10 protein-coding genes are annotated in these 18,496 nt (G+C 54.4%); 5 read left to right on the forward strand and 5 right to left on the reverse strand.

Annotated features, from left to right (window positions below; genetic code table 11):
• Positions 1 to 12 precede the first annotated feature (12 nt).
• Positions 13 to 870, forward strand: coding sequence for a replication-relaxation family protein (locus tag ACVIGA_RS25065; RefSeq protein ID WP_456668382.1), 858 nt, complete (start codon positions 13 to 15; stop codon positions 868 to 870).
• A 524-nt stretch (positions 871 to 1,394) separates the two neighbouring features.
• Complete coding sequence (locus ACVIGA_RS25070; RefSeq protein WP_456668383.1) at positions 1,395 to 1,814, forward strand: hypothetical protein; 420 nt, start codon at positions 1,395 to 1,397, stop codon at positions 1,812 to 1,814.
• Positions 1,815 to 1,874: 60 nt separating this feature from the next.
• Here the strand turns inward: ACVIGA_RS25070 and ACVIGA_RS25075 are convergent, their stop codons facing one another.
• Complete coding sequence (locus ACVIGA_RS25075; protein ID WP_456668384.1) at positions 1,875 to 7,616, reverse strand: Ig-like domain-containing protein; 5,742 nt, start codon at positions 7,614 to 7,616, stop codon at positions 1,875 to 1,877.
• Positions 7,617 to 9,340: 1,724 nt separating this feature from the next.
• Entirely contained in the window at positions 9,341 to 10,051 is a 711-nt protein-coding gene (locus tag ACVIGA_RS25080; RefSeq protein ID WP_456668385.1) for a hypothetical protein, read from the reverse strand.
• Between the two features lie 460 nt (positions 10,052 to 10,511).
• Here ACVIGA_RS25080 and ACVIGA_RS25085 point away from each other — a divergent pair, with 460 nt between their 5' ends.
• Positions 10,512 to 10,895, forward strand: a complete 384-nt coding sequence (locus ACVIGA_RS25085; protein WP_456668386.1) for a hypothetical protein — start codon at positions 10,512 to 10,514, stop codon at positions 10,893 to 10,895.
• 285 nt (positions 10,896 to 11,180) lie between these two features.
• On the opposite strand, the gene ACVIGA_RS25090 is transcribed toward ACVIGA_RS25085, so the two are convergent.
• Complete coding sequence (locus ACVIGA_RS25090) at positions 11,181 to 12,437, reverse strand: hypothetical protein (RefSeq protein ID WP_456668387.1); 1,257 nt, start codon at positions 12,435 to 12,437, stop codon at positions 11,181 to 11,183.
• A gap of 512 nt (positions 12,438 to 12,949) precedes the next feature.
• Between ACVIGA_RS25090 and ACVIGA_RS25095 the strand changes: the two genes are divergently transcribed.
• Both ACVIGA_RS25095 and ACVIGA_RS25100 read left to right on the forward strand, forming a co-directional pair.
• Positions 12,950 to 14,002 carry an AAA family ATPase gene (locus tag ACVIGA_RS25095; RefSeq protein WP_456668388.1) on the forward strand — a complete coding sequence of 351 codons (1,053 nt, stop codon included), beginning with the start codon at positions 12,950 to 12,952 and terminating at the stop codon, positions 14,000 to 14,002.
• A gap of 1 nt (position 14,003) precedes the next feature.
• Complete coding sequence (locus ACVIGA_RS25100) at positions 14,004 to 14,405, forward strand: hypothetical protein (protein ID WP_456668389.1); 402 nt, start codon at positions 14,004 to 14,006, stop codon at positions 14,403 to 14,405.
• 75 nt (positions 14,406 to 14,480) lie between these two features.
• Here ACVIGA_RS25100 and ACVIGA_RS25105 read toward each other — a convergent pair whose 3' ends face one another.
• Together ACVIGA_RS25105 and ACVIGA_RS25110 are read right to left on the reverse strand one after the other, a co-directional pair.
• Entirely contained in the window at positions 14,481 to 15,296 is an 816-nt protein-coding gene (locus tag ACVIGA_RS25105; protein WP_456668390.1) for a hypothetical protein, read from the reverse strand.
• A gap of 42 nt (positions 15,297 to 15,338) precedes the next feature.
• Positions 15,339 to 17,804 carry a hypothetical protein gene (locus ACVIGA_RS25110; RefSeq protein WP_456668391.1) on the reverse strand — a complete coding sequence of 822 codons (2,466 nt, stop codon included), beginning with the start codon at positions 17,802 to 17,804 and terminating at the stop codon, positions 15,339 to 15,341.
• Between the last annotated feature and the right edge of the window lie 692 nt (positions 17,805 to 18,496).

Consider the following 18,496-nt stretch of genomic DNA (forward strand, 5'->3'; position numbering starts at 1 on the left):
ACGGAAGGTGATGTGCTGATCCTGCGGCAGTTGCTGCGCCATCGCTTCTTGAGATCCACCCACATTGCGGCGCTCGTTGGCCGCTCACTTGATCGCACGAATGACCGACTGTGTCGGCTGTTTCACGCCGGATTTGTCGATAGGCCGCGGGCGCAGCTCGACTATTACCCCACGGCAGGATCGGCGCCGATGGTGTATGCACTCGGGGATCTCGCGGCGCATCTTCTCTCCGAACGCGGGGTGGACTGTGCAAACATGGATCGGACCCGAAACAATCGCGAAGCGGGCCGGCCATTCATTGAACATCAGCTGGAGATCGTGGATTTTCACGTTGCCCTGGAGCGATCTATACGCGGCCGCAGCGACCTCCGGCTTATCCACCCTGAAGAGATCATCGCGAGCGCGCCTGAACCCACTCGAAGAATGCGAAACCCGTTCGCATTGCGAGCCAGGATCTCGCAAGCCGAGCGCGCGCACGATGTTGGCGTCGTACCGGATCTTGTGTTCGGTCTCCAATTTCCGGACGGCTCTCGCCGTTGCTTCATGGTAGAGATCGATCGTGGCACCATGCCGGTGAATCGCGCTGACGCCACACAATCAAGCTTTGGACGTAAGATGCTCGGGTACCTCCATGCGCATGCTGAGGGACGGCATACAAATCAGTTCGGTTGGAAGACATTCCGCGTTCTCGTCGTGACCACCGACCAACACCGTACCCGATCGATGCTCGAAGCACTGCGACAGTTGAAGATGCCGCTGGGGCCTGGACCATCGTTGTTCTTCTTCGCCTTACGTGGAGAGCTGCAATCGGGCGATCTCCTCAGTCACATCTGGAAAGATGGAACGGATCGTGCCCTCCGGCTTGTTTAGTGCTCTGAGTGCGCTGCCGCTTCCTGCTGCCGGCGGAGCCTGGGCGGGCGGTGAAAAGGCCGTGGGCGACTGTTCACGGTCCAGCTCAACCTGGGAGAACCGTAAATGGAGAGACTACAGCGCATCAAGGAACTGGTCGACCAACAAGGAAAGATTGGACTCGAACTTCAGCCCTACGAGAACAAGCCACCCAAGAGTTGGAAGCGTTCTCCACCCCGAAGCGAAAGCGTCGCACGAAGGCTGAAATCGCCGCGAAGAATAGAAGATCGTCACTGACAGAGGAGTCGAGCGTTAAGGAAAAGGCCCGCAGGAATGCGGGCCTCACTTTTTCGCTTATTCTGGTAGCCCGCCCTATGTAGTGACCCGACCGATCACATCTGGCAAGAAGGCGCGGGTCGCGAGGTTCAATTGGTCTAGATCTAGACTGAAACCAAAAGCTAAGACGCTCCGTTGGTCCATACCTAGTCCACAAGTTGTCCCCTTGTATGTCTCTCGATCTTACCCATGCATGGTAAAATTTCTGAATGATTAAGCATCATTGGCGGACGGCGATCATTACTGGAGCATTAAATACCATAGCATTCCTTTCGTGGCTTATTGCTGTCCCGAATAACCAATACCAATTGCCCCAATTCATACTTGATGATGTTTTTCAAAATGCCATCCTAACATTCGCGATACCGTCATTGTTTGTAGGACTTCCCTTCCTGATGGGATCAACGACAACGTGCGTTGATGCGACGTCGAGCGGCCGAAGTTCGATGTCCGCTAATTCCGCGTGTACCCGGTTCTACATTCTTGGAATAGTGCTGGCTGTATTCGCAGTATTTTTGGAAGGGGCTTTAATTGGCGCCGTTATTGAAGCGTTGGCTGAAAAGATCTCGCTAATATTCAAAAAATTACGTACTGCGCTTGAACGCGAACAGGAAGGCGACCGCTCATAGCCACTGTTCCCATCTTAGCCCTATAATCGCAGAGCGGATAACTTGCTCATGCATAACGTGTCATATCAAGTGAAAATCACTCTGATGAACTTGCAATTGAGCGAGCGTTATACCGGTGAGCGTGATCGTATCCCCATGACCGTTGTTGATGATGGCGCCCGCAGCAGTGTTCGTGGTGTGATTTAATACGTCACTGACGTTGGCGAAGATGGATTTGTCGAACTGAATTGCATCATTGGTGACATTAAAGTCCGCAATCACATTCGTTCCGAAGTTGGGACGGAAAAGGAAGGTATCCGGGCCAGGGCCACCAGTGAGCGTATCGCCATTACCGCCGATCAGGACATCGGGATCGTTGCCGCCAATCAGCACATTATGTCTAGCTGACCCATCGAGCACGTCCTTTCCATTGATGACCCCAGTGAGCGTTGTGTTTGCTCCTGACAGATAAAGTACGCCCGGGTTGGACACCACAACGCTTAGCGTCGACGTGCTGATCCCGCCGTGTCCGTCGGAGATCGTGTAGCTGAACGTGTCCTGCGCCACGATTTGTCCGGGCAGAGCGCCTTTGCTTGCGGTATATGCATAGCTCCCATCGGCATTCAGCGTTAGCGATCCGTAGGCACCTTTCACCGCATGCCCGACACTCGATGCCGATGCGTTCACTGCACTGACGACCAAATGTTCGCGAATGTCAGGATCGGTATCGTTGGCCAATACGCCGACAGAGGCCGCTACCGAAAGCGTCGTCCCCTTCGCCACGCCGTTGCTATCGGGTACCGAAGTAGGATTGTCGTTGGTACCATTGATGAGAATGGTAACCGTCTCGACAGACGTGGCGCCGTGGTTGTCTGTAACTCCGATGTTGAATGTCGCACTTAGCGTTTCATCGGCTGCTAGGAAATCGAAATAGTGATCGGCGGCACTGAAATGCCACGAGATCTCGCCAATGTTTCCGTTGGTGCTGTCGCTGACCAACGCGGCTTGAATAGCATGGTCGAGAGGATTGAATGTATCAATCGGAAGTGTGGTTGATGAGACAGCTCCGTCGGCGTTCATCCATTTGATCGAAGATAGATCAAGGGCTGCGCTAACTTGATGCGTATCTGAGAGATCTGCATCGGTAAATAGCAGCTTGCCGCCGATAGCATCCAGGTCGTTGCTCCCGGTCTTGCCTGCAATTTCAGTCATCGAATGGGGCGCGACTGTGTCCGTCGCGAGCCATGGCGCGTGGTTTCCGTCATTGAACTGCGGCGCAAGCGCGTTCGTCAGATTTGATCCGGTGAATGCGTTCGTGATGATACTAAGTAAACTTGGGTCCCCGGCGGCTCTCTGAACTGCTGCCGACTCAGCACCCTGCGCAAGCTTCTCGATCGTGCTAATCGCTTCAATTAAAGCGTGGCCAGTCAACTGCGATGAGGCCTGCGGTAGTGCCGAATTGCTCGCTGCAATCACTACCGCAAGGGTATTGCTTGTGCCCTGATCGAGTTGGATCCCTTGGGTCTCTGCAGCGCTCACAATAAGCGCGCTGACCGAGGCCTGATCAGTTAGATTAACACTCCCATTATTGATCGCGTTCACAATCGCAACGAACGAGGCTTGCGCAGCGGCGCTGAACGTGTCGCCGGCGCTAGCCAATGCCGACGCACTAAGGGAAGCCGTATCGTAGACCGTTGCGGCTGCGACTTCTGCGGCGGCGCCCGCAGGATCGCCGGCGATCGCGGCAGCGATCGGATCGAGCGTCGATAAGTCCAAGGTCGGCGGGAGACCAAGTGCAGAAAGGACCGTCTGTTCGGGCGCCAAGACGGCAAGCGCTTGCAACTGAACGACAAGAGTCGTGAGCGGTGTGATCATATGGAAATCGGAGGGCGCCGATAGTTGGCCTTTTAACTGCAGACCTGTGGATGTATCGACTCCTCCAAGGGCAATAAGCGTGCCTGTGCCACCGGGTAGAATGAACTGTCCGCTCTCATCCGTCGTGGTAACACTTTCGCTAGGGTCCAGCCGGCCGTTTCCGTTTGCATCCGCGAAGACTACCGCTCCAGTAATATGTCCTTTGACGACAAATCCTACCACCGTATTGATGGGAACCGTCTTGATGCCGTCCGGAGCCGTATTGTCGGAAAATTGCAAGTATTGAATATTTCTCAGGGTGTCAGTTCCGTCCAGCGATACTATTGTGTTGCCCCATTGCCATCCGGGTATGTTCTTAATCGTCCACGTCCCGTCTGCATTCTTTGACCATATGTAATTTGAGATGGTTCCGCTGAACTTGGCAGTATTGGTCCCGCCGGCGCCATCAAGAACATCATCGCCAGGGCCACCTTCTAGTAAATTGTTGTCGTTGTTGCCCGTTAGCACGTCGCCGAATGAGCTTCCGATCAAACCTATAATCGGCAAGCCGTAGACATCGTGACCGCCCAAGAGCACGTCATCGGCGCTCAAACTGACGTGGACGCCCTGTGGGGACCATGCGTAGCTAAGAGAGGTGAATGTAAACATTCCGGCTTTCCCGAGAACTTCGTAGGCCTTGTTAAGCTCAATCGGGATTGGGTCGGCTACGTCATCGAAGTTTGATGTCACGAGCGCGCGGCTTTGACTGAGGGCAAGGGCGGCTTGATAGTACAAGCCCATATCATGCAAATCCCCCGTTCTATCCGCAGAGTGCGTGACTAGTAGTTCGTCACCGCGGTTCCAAGTATGGTTCTGAATGAACGAACCTTGTGTTGAATCTCCCTGTATAGCGACATTTATGATTTGCGAATTGCCCTCCGGCTCTGGGGGCTGCTGCTTCAAGATACTGAAATAACCAGGATCGGCGAAAGCGATTCCCTCGAATTTCCGATTCAAATATGCTACGTGCTGATAATCAGTCAGATATTGCTGCACCATAGCAGCACCAAGACTGTGACCTGTTACATAGACGTTATCGACGTGATTGCTTTTATCTGAGATGTAGTTGTCCAGCGCAGTAAGTAGTGGAGCCAACTCCTCATAATAATGATCCATATTGCTCCAGTCATTTTCGTCCGGAGTCTTTGCATCAACAACGCCGAGCAAAAAATTCTCAAAATCATTTCCGCCGGTCGAATCATTCGTGCCGCGGAAGGCGATAAAGAGGGAATTGCCCTCGCGACCTACAAGTGCCGCAGCGTTATCATTGTGATATATGCCAAGCTGAAGTCCTTTGGTCGAGAACGGACCTGTTCCGGTGTCCGCCAGGGAAAGACCCGACAGATCAGGATCAGCAGCTGTAAGAAAATGAAAACTGTTGGATATCAGAAGGGATGTATAAAGCGAGTCGGCAAGGGGACCGCCCGGATTGTTGTAACCGGGAACCGGAGACTCGCTTGGCGATAGGTGATATGCAGCGTCGGCAAGCTCAGCCATAAACGGCAACAGTGCTCCATCGTGGATAGTGCCGCTCGCACTCCCGCTGAGCGGGGCTATGGTCGTGCCGCTGCTTGGGTTCGATAAGCCGATCGTGAAGTGCACGGGCTGCCCACCATTTTCTGGGAACGGATGCGCAGCAACCAGCACCTCAATGGTCTTGCTTGTCTCTCCTTGTTGAAACGTAACGGTTCCACCTGGAAACACCCCGCCAAAATCTGATGGCGTCGCAGCGGCGCCTTGGCTGGCGCTTACGGCCCAATGTGCGGTCGCAATTCCAGTTGTGTCTCCGGTTCGCGTTACGACAAAAGTGAATGACGTGGCTTCACTGATTGAATCGTTCCAATCTGCATCTAACGGCAAAATCGACAGGGTCTGCGACGCTCGACTTGTGCTGAAAACAAGATCTGTGCCGCCCTCGCCGGATTGCACAAGGAAAATGCCGCCTGCAGGCGCGTCGATGATATGGTATTGAAACGCCGCTCCGACTGTATGAACGATGAGTGTCGATCCATCGAATAGCGCGGTCGTTGTTGCGGGATCGATCCCGCCGAGATTGATGATATCGCCGGGTAGCAACCCGGATATCGTTCCCTGGAAGCTTTCGGGATAATCGATGCGCAACGTTGACGTGCCGAAATTGAACAACGTTACCTGCCCGGTGCTGGTCAGCGGTGAGGCAAGTTCCAGAGTTGAGCCAGCTATTATTGCTGACAGACCGTTGCTCAGAGGAGAGTTGAGAAATACTCCACCGCCGGTGACATCGATCACGCCCCCCTGTGGTGCCGGCTCGACGATCGGATTGAATGCGAACTCCTGGACATTCGTTGCCTGCAGAAAATGATTGGTATTGGTCTTGCTGCTGAGGATCAAACTTCCAGCAAGCTCCGAAATGACGTAATTGGATCTTGCAGAAGGAAAAATAGCGACATTGAAGCCGTTGTCACCTCCCGTGAAGCTATCGAAGTTGGGTGAAAATGGAATGCCATCTACATCATAGAACTCGTTAAGAGTATTCGATTCCCCTATAAAGAAGTCGCTGAATTGCGTACCCGCAACGTATTTGTTGTTTCCGTCGACTAGCGGAAAGTCGTTGATGTTCACTCCGGTGACACGAAAATCGAACACGTGTGACACTATCTGTGAAGTGCCTGACTGGTCGAGAATGTTGTCGTAGAGAACGTCAACGCGTCCGTCGCCAAGCACGGCGACGCTGTCGAATGTGTGATCTGTAGGATCGGTCGCCGTTGCGAGTACGTTTCCACTCGTGTCGAACCGAACAATGTGCGTCGCACTATTATCGCCATATGTAAGAACGAAGATGTTGTTACTCTCGAGCTGCAGTCTCACCTTCTCCGGCGAAGAACCGACTATCTGGAATGTGTGCCGTTGAACAACGCCAACCAGTGGCTGGAAGATGGCAAACTCGACTTGGTTTCCAACGACGTTTCCGCTGCTATCTGTGATGCTCTCGTCCCACGCAATTCCGTATAAGTTTCCAGGCGATGCCTGTTGAACAAGGCTCAACGAGGCAGTGTTGAGTTGGCCCGTCGCTGGGTCGCGCTGCAAAGCGATATGGTTGGCATCCCCAGGATAGGCGCTGAGATCCGGATCAATCCGGAAGGTGAACCCATTGCTTTTGAACGAACCGTCGAGATTGTAGCCATTTACAAGGATGGAATCGTGACCTGGAAACGAAAATGCAGCTGCGACGACATAGGCACCACCGGCTGCGGCGAAGGTCCAGTTGGGTAAGGATGTTTCGCTTGTAAATGTGCCAAGGTTCAGAGTTACGATCCCTGTAGAGGTGTAGTCGCCGGCACCATTGAAATTTGGATCGCCACTGTTGTGATTGAAGATATCGAAGCTGATGGAGTATGCACCGGTTGCCGGATTGTATTGGTCCCATCCAACGCCATACGAGTTCAGTACACTCGCGCTCGTTCTAAAGGGCTCGAAAATCGTGTTTTCGATCTTCCCGCTGAGCGGACCGGCTATCTGAGTGCTTGGTCCCGCGGATAGCGATCCATTTTCTCCCGTGACGAAGCTTTCTTTGATCGAGTTGTTGCCATTTGAGTCTTGGGTCTGGAAGACTGCGATCCCCTGCAAATCGCTCTGACCGGTGCTAGCGAGGACCAGGTTTTGACGAAGCGGCGTTTGAAAAATCGTCGACGCATCCACGAACGCATAACCATCCGTTGAAGCTGACAAAGGGGGCAGCGGCAAGAAAAAGGGATCGAGCTGAACGGCATAGCGGGAGAGAGAATCCGAGCCGTTGGGAGTGAACCCGTAAAAGAGTTCTAGCGTTCCGGTGGGGACATTCACTCTGAGAGAGGGAGGATAAAGGTGGGATCCTGGGGTAGCCTGGGACCAGGGAAAAACGAAGGTCCCCCAATACGGGCTGGTTGTCATGACCGCTCCCTCCAAACGCGATGATGCGGCTCTGGGCTTCCGCACAAGTGCACATTGAGGTGCTCGCTTCTTCGGCTTTGCCGCCCTCAAATCAACCGCTACGCGCAACGAATATAATTGGTACGCGCGCGGTTTTTGTCGCTCGTAGGCCTATGCCAGCTAATTCCCAGCTTTGAGTTCAGCCGCAGGGATGCAAATTCGAGGCCGCTTCTGCGGTGCCTGCCGATGGCATTGATGCTGCCAGTTGGGAGAGCGGGACTTCGGTATGTCGCCGTTTTGTGGGCAGCTTGCGGCGCGCAATTGCGCCTGTCTCAATCTGACGCTCCTTTCGTCTGAGTGGCAAGCGGTAAGAAGCGAAAAGTGATGGCGCATTAACGGGCCAAGCGCGGCACCCGCGTACTCGTAGGCTTCGTCAAGCGCTTCCGGGTTAAGGCCGGGGATTTATTTGGAGGTACTCCAACAGGAGCCGCGGCGCGTTCGACGAACAGCAGGATGGGCAGTGTCGGCGCGCACGACGTTTCTAAGGTGCGCATGTTCGCACCGAGGGCCCTGACAGCTTTTCGCGATCCCCTGATCCCGAACTCCCAGGCGGCCAAGTTCGCGCACTGGAAGTAGCAGGCGAGTTATATCCTCCTTTGCCCCGGTCGAGCCGGGCTAGCGAGACCGGCGACAATGACCTTCGTCATCGTTTCAAGTCATCTTTGTTTCCTCTTAATTTCTTGCTCTTGAAGTCGCGTGCATGAATCATTTCGTGCGTTGCATAAGTCTCCAACGCAGGCAGCCTTTCCGCCCGGTTTTGTCTCGCAGCTATTCGGGCCGACGAAACAGTCCTGTGCCCCAGGGCGATATTTCGTACACCAAGCGGCGCAGGTTATTTTCCCTGCCGAACATGCCGCCGTCGCCGCATCTGCTGTCCCAAGCGTAAGCACGAGCAATGCCACTACAGCAATCCAAACTGTTTTCTGCATTCTATCCTCCCCTAGAATGCTGCAGACAAGCAGCCGTATCACGTTAGCCTGAGCGGGAATGTTGCGGAAGTCGCCAACAGGACCAATTCGTCCCAAGCCGCTCGACCGAAGTTCGCAACCTAACCACTTCGACGTCCAGTATCGGCGGAATTGGCGCGGCGAAGACGTCAAAGATGTTGTCGTAGGCTTAGTCGCGCGCTTTACCACCGGTGAACTATTGCGAGTTGATGCCAGTCAGGCGGAGCTGGAGTCCATTTGCGAAACAGGCGTTGCGTTGCCTCAGCTTAAGAGTGTGAAAGGTGCATACACCGCTGCACGGACGTTCGATCAAGCGACAGGACCGACCGGAGAGATAAACGCTCTGTGTGCCGGTCATTGCCGTGTCAGGATATAAGCGACCGGTAAGCGTGTAGCGGCTTCACGCGGTTGCTGCGCCGCGGGAGGGCAGGCAGGGCGCGATTTGTCAGCCCCAGCTCCCTCCCACGCGAGAGGATCTCCGATAGGCCGGCTGCGTGCTTCGGTTGCCCAGGCACAGCAATCTGCTGAGGTGGTCTGCGTCACCCGACAACGGCTACGAGCGCCCCTTAACTATTGCGTGGGAAACTGTGACACAGGGGAGGATGTTATCCATGAGAGGGATCCATTTGACGATTCGGACCCGTGCAGGATTGTCTGTGCTGATTGACACTAGCCGGCAGGCTCCTCCCTCGCGTTCGTCTCAACAGCCCGCGAAGAAGGGAGCGTGAACTACACGGATCACGTCCACCAGTATTCCCAATGCGAGTGGTTGTCGATCCTTGCTATAAAGTTGTTGCCCAAGCAGGTCTGCAAAGCCGCCAGGAAAGCCGATATTGCGGCTGGCATGGCGGCTCCGCCGGTGGCAAAGGCCGCAATAATGGCCGCTATTAGTCCCGCAGCCGCCGCTCGGGCTACGCAATCTTTTATTTTCTGCTCATCCGGTCCCTCGACCACCAGCTCAAGCTCGTGGTGGAGCTTCTTCATTTCCAGGTGTGGCCATGGATCAAACTTTGTGCGTCCTGTCGGCTGAAAGCTATCGTCGAAACTTGCGATAATCTGCCGATGGATAACGTGCCCAGGCGCGAGTGCAGCCTGTGCGTTAACTGCGGCAAGCGCCGTCGTTGTGACAGGTCGAACCTTAGCTGTGATACTGTTGGTGGCGGAATGAACACGAACGCCCGTGCACCAAGCTGGATGAGCAGCGATAATTTCCGCGGCAACGGGTAGGATGACTTGTCCAACGCCTCCCGTTGGCTCATCACCAATGAAGTCGAAATCCCAGATGCCATCTGCCGGAGGAGCAACATAATATCGAGGAGACAATCGAATGTGGGACCATCCAGTCGTCGGGACATCGCCCTGGGCAACGACGACAAGTTGTTCCTTGAATGGGGCGGGCAGTTGGATCTGGTTTGCTGATACCGCAGTAACGGTCCGAACTCGAGCCATGTTCAATTCTCCGAAAAATAGTGGCAGCGGATTTGGTTTGCTGTCGAACGTGTGAAGGTGCCGTTGTTGCCAACGAAAGCCGGGTTGGCGGTGGAGGCCTTGAAATCAGCCAAGGGCTGCTGTGCGCGCCAGGACGTTCTTCATGCGAGTCGACTCCCCGATGGCTCATCGAACACGACTGCCATGCATCCGTCGTCCCAATCAATCACCAAGGTAGGTAGTTGACGAAGGCAAAGGAAACTCGTGAGAAGTCCGAACTGTCTCTAAAGCACGTGGTTGTTACAAAAGCTCCCAGGGCTGCCGCCAATCTCACTTTGACGGAAGCTGACGCGCCCAACGTTCTGGATTGGCTGGAGCGCATAAATTTCTGGAAAGTTCATCTGAGCATTAAGACGATCCTTGCCCGCCAGTTTAGGCCACGCAAGTGGATCACGTGGCTCTCGTCAAAGAAGTCGAGTCGATGTCAGCCACCTTCGAGCACGTGGTCAATGCCTTGTTAGTTGAAGCTGGCGTGCAACCAGGACGCGCACTAATGAAAAAAGTTCAGCGGTTCTGGAACGCGGTACCTGAGATTCACTCGCTCCTTCTTACCGAGGACGGACTGGTTTCGACGGCTTCGAAAACGCGCGTTGCTCAGACCGCGGGCATCGGATCGTTGTCCGCAACCAGCCCCAATATCGGTGTCACACGCACGATTTTGTCAGCCGTCTTATACCGGAATGATGGGCAGCATAACGCCATGACAACCTGGTCAGAAGAAGAACTCCACGAGGCCAACCGGGTCTTTCTTACCGCTATAATGTTCTGTCGAAAGAACCTTCTAACGAGCCCGCCTAAGCCCTAACACATGCGGCCGATAATTCCATTTCGTCAATCGATCGAGTGCGCCGATCGCCCTCGGGGCCGTCGCTGCCGCGGTGTCGCGTTCACCGAACTGGCAAAGTAGCCCTGGCCACCAACCGGCGAAGGTTGAAATCATCCGTCCGACCCCGACTCCATCCCGGCCCGACAAGGACTGCATCCGAGAGAGGCCGATGGCGTGCGGAGGCATCCTCCAGGATCGAGCTTACGCAATGTTGGGACCATAATCCTCAAGCGGCAGATGAGATCGCGGCGACGTTGGGGATCGTCACGAACCGTCCTTAAAGGTAGGCACCATTTCGATTTTAAGTGGTTGCTCGCTTTTTTGCGCTTTGCCGAACCCAAGTGCTTCTTCCACGACACTCATGATGCTCTCGTCGCTCACCAAAAACTGTCCTGAGAGCTTGTTAAAGTGATCCATGTTTTCGAGCCGTGTCATGCGCTTTCCCTGTTTTCGAGTGGCAGTGACAAAGCGAAACCGAGCATCCAACACTACGGAAAATCCATTCTTACGAAGCATCTCCCAGAAGCGCGCGGGATTGTAAATCGAAACAACCAGGACTTTCCCGAACACCATATCGAACAGATTGTTCCGCTCGATGGGCCACCAAAAAAGCGGAATTGTTCCGCGGAGCACGATCGGAAGACCGTCGGTGCCATATCCTACAAACGAAGCAACAACGCAGTTATCACGAAGCGCCTTATCGATGATCGTTGGGATGTGCTCTATGACGGGGTCGATCCTTGCGTTGAGGTTTTCGCCGTTTCCATTGAGTAGCCGGTTAGAAATCCGGCGTTCGCTAAGCCGAATTGCTCCAATGAGAAGGCTTTCGCTCGCTTTTTGATATGCGAACCCTGCTTTGATGCTTTCACCAACCGCCCGGTTCAACTCATCAAAAAATATGCGGCCGTTTACATTGATGGGACTTTGCTGTGCTCGCTGCTTGGAGGATTCAAATGCGCGAGCGATCTCCCCCATTTGCCGCTTTAAACGATCCCTAATCTTTTGGGCCAGCGGTTCCGAACGTTGCGAAGGCGTTTCTGCGAACGCGCCTGCCAAGCTTGTCGGAAGATTGAAGCCCGCGCCAAAGAGGCAGCCCAGGGTGATTTCGTATCTGTCTTTGCCGATTTTCTTTGTCTTCAACTCACCTATGGACGCAACTCTACCCGTTTCGGGGCTAATGAAGCTTACATCTCCCATTCGAAGAAATGATGTAATACCGTGATAAAGAACGAAGTGTTTGTTGAGTCCCTGTAGCTTCTCGACGAAAGCTCGTTCGCCTATTGCACCCACGCCTGGCGGGAGATGCGTTTGTCGCTGACGGTTGAGATGCTGCTCAATCAGAGGCACATCATCACGGTAAAATATCCAAGCGTACCCATCGCCGATAACCTTTCCGATGCCAATCCCGGACTTAATAGCTTTCGAATATCCATCCAATTGAGCCATTCGACGACCAAACCAAGCGGGCTGATAGGTTGTCTTTCCCGCTATCAAACGTTGCTTTTCTTGAGCGACTGCCATGTACTGGGTTTGGAGTATCCACTGAGCGTCAATCAAGTGCTTTTGGACTACGATAAGATCAGCCCCGTCCGCGTTTTTTGCTTCGGCCTTTCCGCTCCTGAGAGTCTTCCAACACAATTCGAATAGCGCACCAGCCCGATCGATTGATGCTGCTATCTTCCGACGCGAGATCATTGGCTGCGATCTGAGCTCTGTTCAACGAAGTTGCGAGGCACGCGGATCTCAACTCGTCCGAATGGTAGGCGCCTCCGTACTATTTCATCAATGCCTTTCAGCCGTTCAGGGGCCGTATTTTCTACAAAGAACTGCTTAGCCAACAAGAAAAGATAGGCCTTGAATAGGCTAACGCCGTACGAACACATCATTGGTCTGGAGCCAGAAGCGTCGCCCTTTGAAAAGCAGCCAAGTTCGAGCGCGCAACAGGTTGGCGCGGGTGCGGGTCAGCATTCCGACCTTGACCCTGCGGTGTGAACGTTGTACACAACACCGTTTACATCGTACACAGGCATCCGATGGCGTCCGAAGACGACTTGGTCGGCATAAACGAGATCGCCGAAATGGCGAAGACATCGCGACAGGCGGTAGCCAACTGGCGAACCCGCATGGCCGATTTTCCAAAACCGTTGGTCGATCTCGCTTCCGGACCAGTGTTCCGACGCTCTCAAGTGCGCTCTTGGCTCCGGAGAAGGAAAATCCCGATGGCTCACGTATTTTCGACGATTAATCTCAAAGGCGGTGTGGGAAAGACCACGACAACAGTAGCGCTCGCGGAAACGTTCTCTGCTGAGCGCCGGAAGAAGGTCCTTGTAATTGACCTCGATCCCCAGACGAACGCGACCGTCATGCTGATCGGCGAAGAGAGGTGGCGCGATTTGAACGACAAAGGTCACACGCTCGCCCAGTTATTCAAAGACGCTCTTCATCCGGACGAAAAGAAGTTTGACCTTTCGAAGACCTTGCAGAAGAAAGTGTCTGATGTCGCCGCAGCGACGACGATCGACCTGCTGCCATCGAGCCTCGACCTCATCGATGTTCAAGATGAGCTTATCAATACGCCCGTTGGAAAATATGGCGCTATCCGCCCCTTCGACATCCTCTGGCGCGCCACAAAGGATATCATCGAGGACTACGACATCGTCATGATCGACTGTCCGCCGAATCTGGGCAAGATCACCCAAAACGGTCTGCGCATGTCGCAGGCGTTCCTGATCCCAACAATTCCTGACATTCTTTCGACGTACGGAATCCCGCAGATCGTTCGCCGGGTCCGTGATTTCTCCGAAGAGATCACAGAAGATATCGAGGCGCTCGGCATCGTCGTAACGAAATATGACAGCCGCTCCATGGTACACAAAAATATGGAGAGGCAATTGCGGCAGAACCACTCCGCCAATCCGAAAGACTGGCCATCTGTATTTGAAACGGTCGTTCCACAGGCAAACCAAAGCGCCGCAGCTGCCGAGCACACTGGACATTCGACGTTAAAGCAGAAGTGGGGTTATCAGGGCTTACACGACAGAATTTCGGCGCTGGCCAGAGAGGTGTTGAGCAAGCTGGGAGCGTAAGATGACATTAAAGAAAATACTCAACGATTTAGTGCGTGTCGTTATTGAGGAAGCCGCGCGCAATGAAGACTTCGCAAGTAGGTTAGAGGAATCCCTTGGAATAAAAGAGGCAAAAAAGCCCACGACGCCGGCGGCCTCCCGGGGATCAAATAGACGTGCGGCGGCTGTTCTCGATCCGATTGAGCTGGCGCGTGAAGGCGAAACCGTGCTTCGCGCGAAGCTTAGTGATCTAACGGTTGAACAGCTGAAGGACATTGTTGCCGACTACGGCATGGATCCTGGCAAGCTAGTCCTCAGATGGAAAACGCCAGATCGCATTGTCGAGAGGATCGTCGAGGTGTCGCTGGGACGAGTCAAAAAAGGCGAAGGCTTTCTTTCGTCTCGCTCGGCAGGAGACCAATAGCTATCAGCAGAAGCATTCTGTTCGACGCGACACCGATTGATATTCACTTACCCACTACTGACACCACGAAGGTGCCTAGTTGGCGTCAAACTCCAGTCGGGTCATAGCCTCTTGTTCCATATTGCCGTTCGCGACACCTTTCAGACTGATGGTCATGCCGAAAATACGATTGCGTTCCTTTCTAAACTGAAGCGTTTGCTGAGCATCGCCGGATGCGCCGTTCTTGGGTCGCAGTCGGAAAAATTGCGTACTCAGGCCAAATAGGCCTTCACGCCCATACCATTCATTGCCACTCGCAGCTCTAAAGTAGTACGAGCCAACAGGCACCTTTGTGGAATACGAGTCGCCTCCTCTCACAAAGATCCAAATCTGATCTCCGGCATTGTCCGCATTAATTAGCTTGATCAGGTAGTTCTGGCCCAATTCTGTCAGCACAGTAAATGGCGCGATCGCGTTCCGGTGCCTTCGGGGCTGCACGTCGCCGGTCGTCGGAGTCGGCTTGGTTTGCTTCTCGGTGGTGTCAATAGCTGCCCGCGAGCTGCGGATGGCCGTCTGAGACGTTGGTGGCGAAGCTCGATGCGCCGCTTTCGGTGTCTTGGCCCCCTCGAACGTCTGGACAGGGGGGGTGGGTATCATGGACAAGGGCAGCATCTGCCCCTCACCTCCAGCCATCACATACTTATTGCGTTCGACGATCTCCTTGTTTCGCTCCGAGATACAGGAAATGTCGGCATCCTGGCAGTCGCGAACAGGTGGTTGCGCCGAGGAAATAGAGGCCGCCGCCGTCAGAGTATTGCTCTTTGTGACGGAAGCCGCAGGCGAGGACGGCCGTTCCTTTCTTTGATTGGCGATGGTGGCGTAGATCGCGCCGCCAGCGAAGAGGATGGCCAATAACGGTCCAAAACTGCGACGCGGTGCACGAGGCGCCATCGGTCATCCGCCAGCGATACGTCGCTTTCGAGCGACATAGTTGACCAGCAATCCTAAAGCGATGAGTGCAAGCAAGGCTCCGATCAGAGAGTGACCTTCTGACCCGCTCCCGCCGTGGCCATTTTGAGATGCGAACGGCGTTGCCGCCGAACGCGGTTCGTTTTCAATTGGATAGTCGCTGAGGCTGCGCGGCGAATACGGATCGTTCGTATTTGACGCCAGACGCATAGGAGCGCCAGACCCGTCATCAACGATAAACGAAACGAACTTTCGATCGGAATCGATCGTGTACGGCTGACCAAGATTGACGCCAGCAAGGGTGGCTTCGACCGAGCGCGTGATAGTCGTCTCGCCATCGCGCATAGCCGTCTCGACAAATTTTTGCCCCGCGATCGACACGCCCCCACTCATTGATGACGCCTTGACGAATAGCGTTTGGCCGCCCTTTCTAGATGCCGTCGAGTAGCTGGCAATCGTAACGAATAATTCGCTCGGATGATATTCGGGAAGCCTCCCTGCAAGCTTCTCTGAATCGAGAAGCGGCATTGCGTCCAGGGCGCCACAGAGACGGTCGTTGGCTTCCGTGATTTTGCGGGCCGCAATGTAGGCGCGAAAGACCTCTCGAAGTAATCCCAGCTCTTCGTAAAATTTGGCGTACTGATCGAATCTCGCGCTTACGTCCGTCGCCAGCCCATCTAGCCTAGGATCGTGGTCCGATAAATCCTCGTTTGTTGCGGGATTGTGAACGCGAACGAACATTATCGGGTTGACTTGCGACAGGTCGAACACGCTGCCGTGCCGCATGAAAAATGATGCGTTGTGAACCGATTGATTAGCCGATCGAATAAGTCCCTTCGATTGAAGAAGCGAACGAAGGGCGGGGTCGTCGAATGATGATCGAGCGGCCACTTCATTCATGATCGTTGTAGGCAATTCGGAGGGGGTGATTTCGAACCACAGCCGACTTCCGTGCCATTGTGGGTGTCCGGCTAACTGGTCGCGAGTACCAGTGAGGAGACCTTTGGCGGCATATTCAACGTCCGCGGAAAGATACCCTTGGATCGCGGCTGCCCGAAGCTTGCCCGGCACAAGAATTGAAACGCCCGAAGACAATTCCTTTAGCAGTACATCGGCTTTGTAGAAAACCTCTCCTAGTCGTGTTTGCCGCAGCCACTCCGGATAGAAAACTAACTTCGCACGGAAGTTGGGGTAATGAGGCGAAATGTCATGCCAGATACCAGGATAGTCCTGAGTGGCAGAGACAGTGCGAATATTGACGCCGGGCTGAGCATTCTTCGCTCGAGCTGGAGCGTCGGACGGAAAGTCCCTCTTTATCTTCTCCCAGAATTCGTCGGACGCTTGGTCACCCTGCTGGCTCCAAAGCGCTCCATTGTCTGGATCAAGACTGAAATAGGGGTCACGATCACCACATGCCGCTCGAAGAGCTGTCAAGAATAATGCTGCATCCATCCGAGTCGTTGAAGCGCGGCCTGAAAGCACAATCTTTCCGTCGGATAGGGCGGACGCATCCAACGCGAATTCAAGCGGCATTCGGTCGGCGGCAGCGCGACTCAAGGAAACGCCGCTTGGTGATGCATAAGTTCCTCGGGAGGGCGCTGATAAGCCCGGAGTCGCGGGCGCTTGATTGCTCGATATGCCGGGGGCAGTTGGAGAAATGTTAGCGACGCGCCCGGAGTTCGGCGATGGAGCCCCATTTGGTGTCACTGGGGCGGTCGCTGACGGTGCTGTACTGGGTGTCCATGTTGATGTCGGAAGTCGAGGCGTCGTGACAGGCTGTTGCAGTGCGGCAGTGACCTGGTCCAACCACGCTCGCGTGGTGGGGTTTTTCTCCAAAACCGGACGTAATCCTTGAGGCAATGCATTGTCGATGACACCCGCCTCGTAGGCCATTATGAAACGAGCGCCTACTTTGGAGGTATCCATGACTCCGGCTGGGATCCGCCTCAGAGTAGCGCCGGTAGCGTTCTTCAGGGTATCCTTGGCGAGCGTCTCACCCATTTTTTCGCCGAGCTTCTGCGCGGCGAATTCTCTTGCCTCGGTCCAGCTGCGATCCCGAGCCGCTTTCAAGAGCGCATCGTAGTCTGCCCTATAAGGAGTAAGTTCACCGGCCACGCCTGCAATTACCATTGCGCTTTGAGGATCGAGGCCAGCCCGCCGCGCGCGGACGTACGTCGCGCCTACGGTTTTCACGTATCGTTGCAGCTCACCGATGGATTGCTTCAAATCCGGATCATTAGCAGCGCCCTTCAGACCACCGGCATTCAGTGACAGCAACTTATCAGCGACATGTCGCGCTGTTCGAAGTGCAGCCTGATCCGCATCGGAGAGCGTCGTAGTCAGTGCTTCTGCGTCAACTTGTGATCTTGAGGGTTCAGAATCCAACAGCCATGCGACCGCGGTGAGAACCGAGCTCAGCAAAACAGTGGTGACGTAGTGCCGTATTGGCATCAACGACCTCACTTATAAAGAAAGCGCGGTTGAGCAAATTAGCCGGAGGTCCAACTGCTATAATGAAACCATGAATCTATACGACTATCTGATATTGGGGACAATAGTAGGCTTGCTATCAATACCGCCCTTACTTTCCGCGATCAGGTATGACCGACGTCGGCGCCTGTTTCAGAGCCTGGCCGAAGAGTACGGCCTGCGAGTAACAGTCGATCAAGTCCCGTTCTGGAGGTTCTCCTGGGGAGCAGAGACCGTCTATCTCCAACAGCTGTCTGGCTGCTTGGCAGGAAAAAAGGTTGAGCTAACGGACGCGCTTGATCCTGCATACACTCCGGGATTCTTAGGATTTCGCTACTTTTTCTACCTAGAGCCCTCGTGGGTCGAATCGACTCGGCTAACAATCGATGGCGGAGAGGTTTCGATCGGAAAGTGGCATGGACTGGCTGCAGGTCGAGCTATACGAGCCGCGCTTGATCGGTTCTAGAATATGCTGAGTTGCGCGCACGGTGAATGCCCGGCGCTACCAGCCAAAGCGCGGCGCCGACGTGCTCGTCAGTCTCATCACGCGCTTCAGCAACAATGCCGAAGATCTATTAGGAGGTACCTCAATAAGAGGTGTATCTCGTTCCGCAAACAACGGGACGACCGATGTCAGCGCACACGGGGCTTCTGCAGTGTGGGTACTGACACCG

Source organism: Bradyrhizobium sp. USDA 3240 (genome assembly GCF_054063295.1).

Coding starts and splice junctions, on each gene's coding strand:
- ACVIGA_RS25070 (WP_456668383.1), top strand. CDS start 1,395: ATGATTAAGCATCATTGGCGGACGGCGATCATTACTGGAGCATTAAAT.
- ACVIGA_RS25075 (WP_456668384.1), bottom strand. CDS start 7,616: ATGACAACCAGCCCGTATTGGGGGACCTTCGTTTTTCCCTGGTCCCAG.
- ACVIGA_RS25080 (WP_456668385.1), bottom strand. CDS start 10,051: ATGGCTCGAGTTCGGACCGTTACTGCGGTATCAGCAAACCAGATCCAA.
- ACVIGA_RS25085 (WP_456668386.1), top strand. CDS start 10,512: ATGTCAGCCACCTTCGAGCACGTGGTCAATGCCTTGTTAGTTGAAGCT.
- ACVIGA_RS25090 (WP_456668387.1), bottom strand. CDS start 12,437: ATGGCAGTCGCTCAAGAAAAGCAACGTTTGATAGCGGGAAAGACAACC.
- ACVIGA_RS25095 (WP_456668388.1), top strand. CDS start 12,950: ATGGCGTCCGAAGACGACTTGGTCGGCATAAACGAGATCGCCGAAATG.
- ACVIGA_RS25100 (WP_456668389.1), top strand. CDS start 14,004: ATGACATTAAAGAAAATACTCAACGATTTAGTGCGTGTCGTTATTGAG.
- ACVIGA_RS25110 (WP_456668391.1), bottom strand. CDS start 17,804: ATGCCAATACGGCACTACGTCACCACTGTTTTGCTGAGCTCGGTTCTC.